At 68.9% G+C, this 9,716-nt stretch carries 8 protein-coding genes and 1 pseudogene; 5 read left to right on the top strand and 4 right to left on the bottom strand.

What is annotated here, in order from left to right; genetic code table 11:
* Positions 1 to 124: 124 nt before the first annotated feature.
* The 5 genes and pseudogenes from sucB to D474_RS0114695 all read left to right on the top strand — a co-directional run bounded on the left by sucB (position 125) and on the right by D474_RS0114695 (position 5,671).
* Positions 125 to 1,852 (top strand): 2-oxoglutarate dehydrogenase, E2 component, dihydrolipoamide succinyltransferase, encoded by a 1,728-nt coding sequence (gene sucB, locus D474_RS0114715; RefSeq protein WP_017614316.1) that lies wholly within the window; start codon positions 125 to 127, stop codon positions 1,850 to 1,852.
* Between the two features lie 178 nt (positions 1,853 to 2,030).
* Positions 2,031 to 2,591, top strand: a complete 561-nt coding sequence (locus D474_RS0114710) for an NADPH-dependent FMN reductase (protein WP_017614315.1) — start codon at positions 2,031 to 2,033, stop codon at positions 2,589 to 2,591.
* A gap of 442 nt (positions 2,592 to 3,033) precedes the next feature.
* Positions 3,034 to 3,698, top strand: a pseudogene (lipB, locus tag D474_RS28835) (lipoyl(octanoyl) transferase LipB).
* 92 nt (positions 3,699 to 3,790) lie between these two features.
* On the top strand, positions 3,791 to 4,738 hold the full coding sequence (gene lipA / locus D474_RS0114700; protein WP_017614314.1) for a lipoyl synthase: 948 nt from the start codon (positions 3,791 to 3,793) through the stop codon (positions 4,736 to 4,738).
* 207 nt (positions 4,739 to 4,945) lie between these two features.
* The gene (locus D474_RS0114695; protein WP_017614313.1) at positions 4,946 to 5,671 is read left to right on the top strand and encodes a DUF4191 domain-containing protein; all 726 of its coding nucleotides are present in this window, start codon (positions 4,946 to 4,948) and stop codon (positions 5,669 to 5,671) included.
* 69 nt (positions 5,672 to 5,740) lie between these two features.
* Here the strand turns inward: D474_RS0114695 and D474_RS0114690 are convergent, their stop codons facing one another.
* From D474_RS0114690 to D474_RS0114675, 4 genes are all read right to left on the bottom strand, one after another.
* The gene (locus tag D474_RS0114690; protein ID WP_017614312.1) at positions 5,741 to 6,001 is read right to left on the bottom strand and encodes a helix-turn-helix domain-containing protein; all 261 of its coding nucleotides are present in this window, start codon (positions 5,999 to 6,001) and stop codon (positions 5,741 to 5,743) included.
* Complete coding sequence (locus D474_RS0114685) at positions 6,001 to 6,654, bottom strand: DUF2975 domain-containing protein (protein ID WP_017614311.1); 654 nt, start codon at positions 6,652 to 6,654, stop codon at positions 6,001 to 6,003. The genes D474_RS0114690 and D474_RS0114685 overlap by 1 nt, the downstream gene beginning before the upstream one ends.
* Positions 6,655 to 6,783: 129 nt before the next feature.
* Positions 6,784 to 8,181, bottom strand: a complete 1,398-nt coding sequence (locus D474_RS0114680) for an LCP family protein (protein ID WP_017614310.1) — start codon at positions 8,179 to 8,181, stop codon at positions 6,784 to 6,786.
* 185 nt (positions 8,182 to 8,366) lie between these two features.
* On the bottom strand, positions 8,367 to 9,716 hold a 1,350-nt coding region (locus D474_RS0114675), incomplete at its 5' end, for an LCP family protein (RefSeq protein WP_017614309.1).

Here is a 9,716-nt window from a genome sequence, read left to right as displayed (position 1 = left end):
CTGACCGCATCCCCCGGGGGCGGGTCCCGCGGGCCCGCCCCCGCACATCCGCGCTGCCCATTCGAGTCGTTGGGCAGAGACCGCGCCCAGATCCAACGAGGAACCCATGCCGACTTCCGTTTCCATGCCCGCCCTGGGTGAGAGCGTCACCGAGGGGACCGTCACACAGTGGCTGAAGAACGTGGGCGACACCGTCGAGGTGGACGAGCCGCTCCTTGAGGTCTCCACCGACAAGGTGGACACCGAGATCCCGTCCCCGGTCGCCGGCGTCCTCAGCAAGATCCTCGTCGACGAGGACGAGACCGTCGACATCGGCGCCGAGATCGCAATCATCGGCGGCGAGGGCGAGGAGGCCGACGCCCCGGCCGAGCCCGCCGCCGAGGGCGCTCCGGAGCCGGAGCCCGAACAGGCCTCCGAGCCCGAGCCGGAGTCCGAGCCCGAGCCGGAACCCGAGAAGCCGGCCGAGCCCGCACCCGCCTCGCGCCCGTCCGAGGGCCCCACCACCTCCGTGACGATGCCCGCCCTGGGTGAGAGCGTCACCGAGGGGACCGTCACACAGTGGCTGAAGAACGTGGGCGACACCGTCGAGGTGGACGAGCCGCTCCTTGAGGTCTCCACCGACAAGGTGGACACCGAGATCCCGTCCCCGGTCGCCGGCGTCCTCAGCAAGATCCTCGTCGACGAGGACGAGACCGTCGACATCGGCGCCGAGATCGCAATCATCGGCGGCGAGGGTGACGAGCCGCCCATGGACTCCGAAGCCCCGGCCCCGGCCCGTACCGAGCCGACCCCGGAGCCCAAGGAGGAGGCGCCGAAGGAGAAGGAGCCCGCGGAGGCTCCGGCCCAGGCCGCGGCCCCTGACTCCGAGGAGAAGAAGGACGGCGGCGGCCCGTCGGTGGACGTGGAGACGCTGTCGGGCACCGGGCAGGCCTCGGGCACCGACGCGGTCGGCGAGGCCTACGTGACGCCCCTGGTGCGCAAGCTGGCCAACGAGCACGGTGTGGACCTCAAGCGGGTCCAGGGCAGTGGAGTGGGCGGCCGTGTGCGCAAGCAGGACGTGCTGCGCGCGGCCGAGGAGCAGAAGTCGGCAGCGGCACCGGCCACCTCGTCCGCCCCGCGCAAGGTTGCCGCCGACACGTCGCTGCGGGGCAGGACCGAGAAGCTGTCTCGCCTGCGCCAGTCCATCGCCGACCGCATGGTCGAGTCGCAGCGCATCGCCGCGACCACCACACAGGTCGTCGAGGTCGACGTCAGCAGGATCGCGAACCTGCGCAAGCGGGTCACCGAGCGCGACGGTTCGGCCCCGGACTTCTTCGCCTTCTTCGCGCTGGCCTCGGTCGAGGCGCTGCGTGTGCACCCGAAGCTCAACGCCGTGGTCGACGGTGACAAGCAGCAGGTGACCTACCACGACGTGGAGAACCTGGCCGTGTCGGTGGACACCGAGCGCGGCCTGCTGGCCCCTGTGGTCAAGGACGCCGGTGCCCAGAACCTCACGGGCCTGGCCCGCACCGTCACCGACCTGACCGAGCGCGCCCACACCGCTGCGCTGGGCCCGGACGAGCTGACCGGCGGCACGTTCACCATCACCGAGTCCGGTGCGACCGGGGCGCTGTTCGACACCCCGATCATCAACCAGCCGCAGGTGGCGGCACTGGGCACGGGCGCCGTCGTCAAGCGTCCGGTCGTGGTCGAGGACGCCATGGGCGGCGAGGTCATCGCGGTCCGGTCGATGGTCTACCTGTCGCTGGGCCACGACCAGCGCCTGATCGACAGCGCCGACGGCGGCCGTTTCCTCCAGGCGGTCAAGGAGCGCCTGGAGGAGGGTGCGTTCGAGAGCGAGCTGGGCCTGTAGTTCCGGTCCTTCCCGACACATGCGTGCGGGGCCGGGTGCCGTTCGCGGTGCCCGGCCCCGTTGCGTCATGTGGGTACCCCTACGGTGAGCGCGGTCACGCCCGCCCCGAATTGACCTGAACTTAAGTTGAGGTCTTAGCGTGGGAACGTTGCCCACGGCAGGACAAGGACCTGATCTCATGAACGACCTACGGATCGCGGTGATCCTGGGCGCCAACCGCAACGGCCGGACCGGGCCCGCAGTGGCACGCTGGTTCCTGGAACGCGCCGCCGAGCAGGAGGACGTCGAGCTGGACGTCGTCGACGTCGCGGAGCTCGGACAAGGCGACGGCCACGGCACCCCTCTGGCGGACTTCGGCGCCCGGGTCGCGGCAGCGGAGGGTTTCGTGGTCCTCACGCCCGAGTACAACCACGGCTACCCCGGGCCGCTCAAGGCCGCGATCGACTCCGCGCGCCAGGAATGGTTCGCCAAGCCGGTCGCCTTCGTCTCCTACGGCGGGATCTCCGGCGGCCTGCGCGCGGTGGAGCAGCTGCGCGCGGTCTTCTCCGAGCTGCACGCGACCACGGTCAGGGACACGGTGAGCTTTCACGACGCCCAGGCGCTGTTCGGTCCGGACGGAACACCTGTGGGAGCCATGAAGGGTGCAGAGCAGGCTGTGGACACCCTCATGGAGCAGCTGCTCTGGTGGGCGGTCTCGCTACGGGAGGCGCGGGAGAAGCGCCCCTACCCGTCGGCCTGAGCCCTGGAGTCGTCCCGCGAACGGCGGACGGGGCGGCGCCGCGAACGGCACCGCCCCGCTTTACCCCACCAATCACCATCCCCTGATGATCCCCATCATCAAAGGTCTACAGGCGGGGCCACGACGACCGAGCGACAGCCGGTGGCCCCGGGTGACTCCGCGCTGACGCGGAGTTCCATGTCCCACCTTCAATTTAGAAGAGCGCGTGCCCCCGCGCAGGCCTTTGGCAGAAAAAGTCCGAGGAAATCTCCGGAGAGCCCGGGGACCCCGGACCACGTGAAACGGGGGCCTGCAAAAGGCGTCGACCGGGATCCCTGCACGCAGGAGCGACGAGAACACCTCGGGGCCGCGTGCTATTCCGCCGAACGCCCGGATCCCGAGCGTGCGCCATCCGACATCCTGGGACGACCCGCGCGTTCCACCGGGGCGTAAGGTGGTGTGTGTGAGTGATCTCGTTTACGCATGGCTGGGCGACACCCCAGTCCCGTTCCACCAGGGATGGGACCTGCAGAGGCGGCTCCACGAGGGCCGCGTCGCCGACCAGGTGGCCGACACCGTCCTGTTCCTCGAGCACGAACCCGTGTACACGGCAGGAAAGCGCACCGGGAGGTGGGATCGTCCCATCACCGACCCCGGCGCCCCCGTCGTGGACATCGACCGAGGCGGCAAGATCACCTGGCACGGCCCCGGCCAGCTGACGGTGTACCCCATCGTCAAGTTGCCGGATCCCGTGGACGTGATCGCCTATGTCCGGGTGCTGGAGGAGGCGGTGATCCGCACCATCGCGGAGTACGGCCTCACCGGGCACCGGACCGAGGGCCGGACCGGGGTGTGGCTCGATCCNNNGCCTGCCGGATCGCCCGCGGGGTCGGTATGCACGGACTCGCATTGAACTGCGATAATGATTTGTCGTGGTTCGACCGGATCGTCCCGTGCGGCATCTCCGACGCCGGGGTCACCTCCCTGACGGCCGAGCTGGGGCGCGACGTCACCGTCGCCGAGGTGCGTCCGCTCCTGGAACGGCAACTGGCCGACGTCCTCGGCGCGGACGGGTACAGCCACACCGACGGCGTCGAGCTGCTCACCGGCGCCACCGCCCGTGGATGACCACCACACCATGAGCCGTCCCCATCGGGACACCGCCCCCACCCGGGGCACGAGGGTCCCCGTCACGGGGCACAGAAGGGAACGGGTTCACGTTGACGATCGCTCCTGAGGGCCGCAAGTTGCTGCGCGTCGAGGCGCGCAACAGCGAGACCCCCATCGAGAAGAAGCCGCCGTGGATCAAGATCAAGGCGAAGATGGGCCCGGAATACACCGAGCTGCAGTCCTTGGTCAAGAAGGAGGGGCTGAACACGGTCTGCCAGGAGGCGGGCTGCCCCAACATCTACGAGTGCTGGGAGGACCGCGAGGCCACGTTCCTCATCGGCGGCGACCAGTGCACGCGGCGCTGTGACTTCTGCCAGATCGCCACCGGCAAGCCCAGCGCCCTTGACGTCATGGAGCCGACCAAGGTCGCCAACTCGGTCAAGACCATGGGTCTGCGCTACGCCACCGTGACCGGTGTGGCCCGTGACGACCTGGACGACGGAGGCGCCTGGCTCTACGCCGAGACGGTCCGAAAGATCCACGAGCTCAACCCGGACACCGGGGTCGAGCTGCTCATCCCGGACTTCGACGCCGACCCGGACCAGCTCGGCGAGGTCTTCGGGTCGCGCCCCGAGGTGCTCGCGCACAACATCGAGACGGTGCCGCGGATCTTCCGCCGCATCCGACCCGGGTTCCGTTACGAGCGTTCCCTGGACGTGATCACGCAGGCGCGCGCTGACGGCCTGGTGACCAAGTCCAACCTGATCTTGGGCATGGGTGAGACCCGCGAGGAGATCAGCGAGGCGATGCGCGACCTCCACGGGGCGGGCTGCGACCTGCTGACCATCACCCAGTACCTGCGGCCCTCCAAGCTGCACCATCCGATCGACCGGTGGGTGAAGCCGCAGGAGTTCGTGGACCTGGGTGAGGAGGCCGAGGAGATCGGTTTCGCGGGCGTCATGTCCGGCCCGCTGGTGCGCTCGTCCTACCGCGCCGGCCGCCTGTACCAGCAGGCCAAGGCCAAGCGCGAGGCCGAGGAGTCCACGGCCGACGCGTAACGGGTCATTCACCCGAGTCGTGACCAAGCTGGAACGGTGGCCCGCGGGCCACCGTTCCGCATCCCACGGGACGTCCACATATCCTGGGGGGTGAAGGCGCCCACACCGGCGCCGAGGCGCCGCAGTTTGACCGCGAAGAGGAGGCAAGGCGGGGCAGGAACGCACGTTCCCGTCGGCGCGGGCCGACGTTTCCCGCCTGAGAGCACGATGGCCAAGAAGCCCAAGGGTTCCGAGAAGACGACCAACGCGCAGGGCGGCGCCGAGAAGGAGCCGGGCCGCCTAAAGCAGATGGGGATGGTCGCCAAGATCGTCCGCCAGCAGAGTCCGCGGACGATCCCCCTGGCGATCGCCGTGGCGCTGGTGATCCTGGCCGTCTTCGTCGGGATCGGTATCTGGACGGGGTCGTGGATCCTGTGGCCCCTGACCGGTCTGCCCCTGGCGATCCTGGTCGGTTTCATCATGTTCACCCGCGCCGCCCAGCGTGTGCAGTACCAGATGCTGGACGGGCGTATGGGCGGCGGCATGGTGATCCTCCAGAACCTGCGCGGCAACTGGGTGGTCGAGCCCGGCGTGACTGCGAACAAGCAGATGGACGTGGTCCACCGCGTCGTGGGCCGTCCGGGTGTGGTCCTGGTGGGCGAGGGCGACCCGGGCCGACTCCGCCAGCTGATCGCCGGGGAGAAGAAGCGTGTGGCCCGTGTGGCGCACGACACCCCCATCTACGACGTGAAGGTCGGCAGCGGCGAGGACCAGGTACCGGTGTCCAAACTCCAGAAGACGCTGGTCAAGCTGCCCCGGAACCTGGACAAGGCCGGGACCGCCGAACTGAACTACCGCCTCAAGGCCCTGCCTTCGCAGACTCAGATGCCCAAGGGACCGATGCCCAAGGGCGCCAAGCTGCCGAAGGGCATGCGGGGCCAGATGGGCGGCTGAGGCTCCTTCCCGCTTCCTCTTCGGGGGCCGTACACGCTCACGAGCGTGTACGGCCCCCGTTCTTCGTGTTCACGGCCCCGCACGCTCCTGCCCCGCCTCGGACGCGTGCTCCGGTTCGTGGCTGATCAGGTCTCCGGGCTGGCAACCGAGCTCCCTGCAGAGTGCGGCCAGCGTGGAGAAGCGCACGGCCTTGGCCCTCCCGTTCTTCAGAACGGACAGATTGACCACGGTGACCCCCACCCGTGCGGCCAGGTCGGTGAGGGTCATCTGCCTCGCTGCCAGGAGTTCGTCCAGGTGGACCCTGATCCCCGTGGCTTCTTCCGGCGGCATCAGACCAGCCCGTCGACGTCGTCGCGCATCCGGCTGCCCCTGCGGAAGACCTCGGCCAGGGCCGCCAGGACCAGGGAGGCCAGCAAACCGGCCAACGGTCCCGACGTCGGGTTCAGAGAGAAACCGAAGAGGGCGGCCTGCCCGAGTTCGACCACCCCGTGCCGGAGCGCGAGGTCGCAGACCACACCGATCATCGGCAGCAGCAGGGAACCGAGGAAGGCCAGGACGGCCAGGGTGTAGACACGGCGTACGTTGACCGGAACGAAGGGGTCGCCCTCCCGGAGGCTCAGCAACACGTTCCGCACCGTGAGCGCCACGCTCAGGACGAGCGCGTGCCACAACAGGACCGGGACGGCGAGCAGGAGGCGTTGGCCCAGGCCGGGATCTTGGAAGACGAGCACCGCCTCGTCGGTGCCCTGGACGCCGACGCCGTCCGCGAGGACGGTCATCTCCGGGGCGGCGACGGCAACCTCGGACGTGTGGTGGACGGACACCTTGTTCATCCAGCCGGTGAGTACGGAGGGTACGGCGAACAGTGCCCAGGCGAGTGTGACGAGCAGTGACAGGGAGCCCAGGACGGCCACTGCCAGCAAGACCGCCCCCATGATGTCCGAGTCGGTCCGCGTCCAGCGGATCCGTATCCGTGAGGCCACGACAAACCCCTTCCATATCGCTTTTCGATATTAACGATAAACGATACACCCAAGGTACACACCCCGGACATGAACGAGGGCGGCTGCCGCGTACGGCAACCGCCCTCGTGCGTCAGGTGGGGGCCGGCCTCACTCGCAGACCACGTCGTCGTCCGCGGCCGTGGTACCGCCCAGCTCGTCGAGCTCGGCGTCACCGGTGCCGCTGCCGTCCAACCCTTCGACCGGGCCCCAGTCGGAACCCATGACGAGCTCCAGGTCACCCTCGAGCTCGGGAACCTCCTCGGTCGTGGCGGTGGTCAGCGCGGAGGCCAGCAGCTCGGCCTCGGCGTCCTGGCCGGGTCCGTGGTAGATGGTGGTGGCGTCCGGGACGCGCTCCTCCGGGTTCCCGGTGCCGGTGACCGTGAAGCCGTCCTCGTTGAGCATGGTCTCCACCTCGGTGGCCAGACCGTCCTGGCCGGTGTTGTTCAGCACCCGCAGGGACACGTCGGAGGGGTCGGCGTCCCCGCCGCCCTCGGAACCGGAGCCCTCGCCGGAACCGCCGTCACCGCCGCCGTCACCACCATCGGCCCCGGGCAGGGCCTCACCGGAGGCCAGGGCGTCGAGCAGCTCCTGGGCCGCAGGCTCCTGGAAGGTGACCTTGTTCGGGTCGGCCGGGTGGTCGTCGACCGGGACGGTGACCATGTGCATGTTCTCCAGGTCGACCTCCCGCATGGCCACGGCCAGCTCCATCATCACGTCGAGGGTGAAGCCCTGGTCCGTGACGAGGCTGTCGGTGACCGAGTCCAGGAAGTTGCGCAGCGTGCTGGGGCTGGTGAGGATCTCGCCGCTCTGTACCTCGCGCAGGATCGCACCGATCATACGCTGCTGGTTCTCGATCCGGCCCAGGTCGCTGCCGAGATCGGTGCTGTCGCGGGAACGGGCCAGCCCGAGCGCCTCCGCACCGTCCAGGCGCTGCTCCCCCGCTTCCAGATGCAGGTCGGCGTTGGGGTCGTCGACGGGCTCGGGCACACACATCTCGACGCCGCCGACGCTGTCCACGATGTTCTCGAAGCCGGCGAAATCGACGGCGACCATGTGGTCGATGTGGACTCCGGTGACGTTCTCCACGGCGTTGCCCTGGCAGTCGAGGCCGCCGTAGCGCATGGCGTGGTTGAGCTGGTCCTCACCGCCCTCGGAGCCCGGGTACTCGTCGTTGCCCTCGCACGCCGGGAGGTCGACGACGAGATCGCGCGGCAGGTTGACCATGGTCGCGCCGCCGTTGTCGGTGTCGATGCTGGCGATCATCAACACGTCGGGACGGACGCCGTTCTCCTCGTTGTAACCGGCGTCGTCCCCCGCGCGTTCATCGGTACCCAGCACCAGGACGTTGTGGATCCCGTCGACGCTCGCCGGGCGGTCGCCCCAGGCGTCGGGTTCGATCGCCTCGGTCTCGAAGCTGAGCGCGTCACCGACCGCGGCGTACGCGGTCAGGCTGCCCGCGATCACGACACCCGTGGCACCGACAGCAGCCCACTGACCCAGTGACATACCGCGTCTGAGGGACGAGAACTTTCCTGAAGCCAAGAGGGACACCTGTATTCGCTGTGGGGCTCGGGGAGAGGGTCCGCCCGGGGAAAAGGGGACACAGGGCGTCGGCGGACGTATGGGGCCGGATGGTACCGGACCCCTTCGATCCCTGTCAGATCACCACCGGACAGGGTACTGGCACTGTGTCAGCACGCGTGTTCGCCCTCTGCCTCGGCCGTTGCACCGTCGAGTTCCTCTGCGATGGCACCGTCGCCGCCGGAGTCGTCGCCGTTACCGTCGATGCCTTGCCAGTCGGCGCCGATGACCAGCTCCAGGCTCCGGTCCAGCCCCTCGGCCTCCTCGGTCTGGGCCTGGCCGATGTAGTCGGCGAGCAGCTCGGCGGAGGCCTCCTCGCCCGGTGCATGGTAGACGGTCGTGGCCTCGGGGAAGCGCTCCTCGGGGTTGCCGGTGCCGGCGACGGTGTACCCCGCCTCGGCCAGGACCGCCTCGACCTCGTTCGCCAGCCCGTCGATGTCGGTGTTGTTGAGCACGTCGAGGCTGATGTCGGAGGGCTCGGGCGTCTCCTCGGCCTCCTCGGAGCCCTCTCCCCCGCCGGATCCGCCTTCGGCCCCGGTCATGTCCTCGCCCTCGTTGATGCGGTCGAAGAGCTCGGTGGCGGCCGGTTCTTCCATGACGATGCGGTTCTCGTCGGCCGGGTGGGTGCCGTTGGGCACCGTGACGAACTGGACCCGGTCGAGGTCGACCTCGCGCATCGCCATGGCGATCTCGCTCATGTTGTCGGCACTGAGGTCCTCGTCGGTGGTGATCGAGTCGGTGACCGCGCCGATGAAGTTGGTGACGGTCGCGGGACTGGTCATGACGTCGCTGTCCAGGACCTCGCGCAGCATCGCACCCATGAACTCCTGCTGGCGTTCGATGCGCGAGAGGTCACTGCCGTCGCCCTGGCTGTAGCGCGAACGCACGAAACCGAGCGAGTCCTCCCCGTCCAGGGTCTGCCGGCCTGCCTCGAGGTCCAGGTGGGCCTGGGGGTCTTCGATGGGTTCGGGGATGCACATCTCCACCCCTCCGATGGCGTCGACCATGTCGACGAACCCGACGAAGTCCATCATGAGGAAGTGGTCCAGGTGCACACCGGTGACCTGCTCGACCGCCTTCCACTGGCATCCGATCCCGCCGAAGGTCATGGCGGAGTTGAACATGCCGCTCTGGGCCTCCATGCCCTCGTACCCCTCGACGGGGTCACAGGCGGGCAGGTCCACGAGCAGGTCGCGGGGCAGGTTCACCAAGGTGGCGGCGCCGCTGTCGATGTTGACACTGGCGATCATCATCGTGTCGGGACGCTCGCCCTCGGCCTCGCCGTAGTCGGCGTTCTCCCCCGAGCGCTCGTCCGAACCGATGACGAGGATGTTCTTGACACCCGCCACGTTGTTGGGGCGGTCCCACTCGTCGGTGTCGACCTGGGCCGTGGTGATGTTGCCCCACAGGGAGGCGTACCAGCCGTAGGCGCCCAAGCTCACGATGATCGCGAGCGCCGT

Origin of the sequence: Nocardiopsis salina YIM 90010, assembly GCF_000341025.1 — a bacterium.
GTDB lineage: Bacteria > Actinomycetota > Actinomycetes > Streptosporangiales > Streptosporangiaceae > Nocardiopsis > Nocardiopsis salina.
Note: the sequence above shows the minus strand (reverse complement) of the source record. Positions and strands in the feature narration are given on the sequence as shown.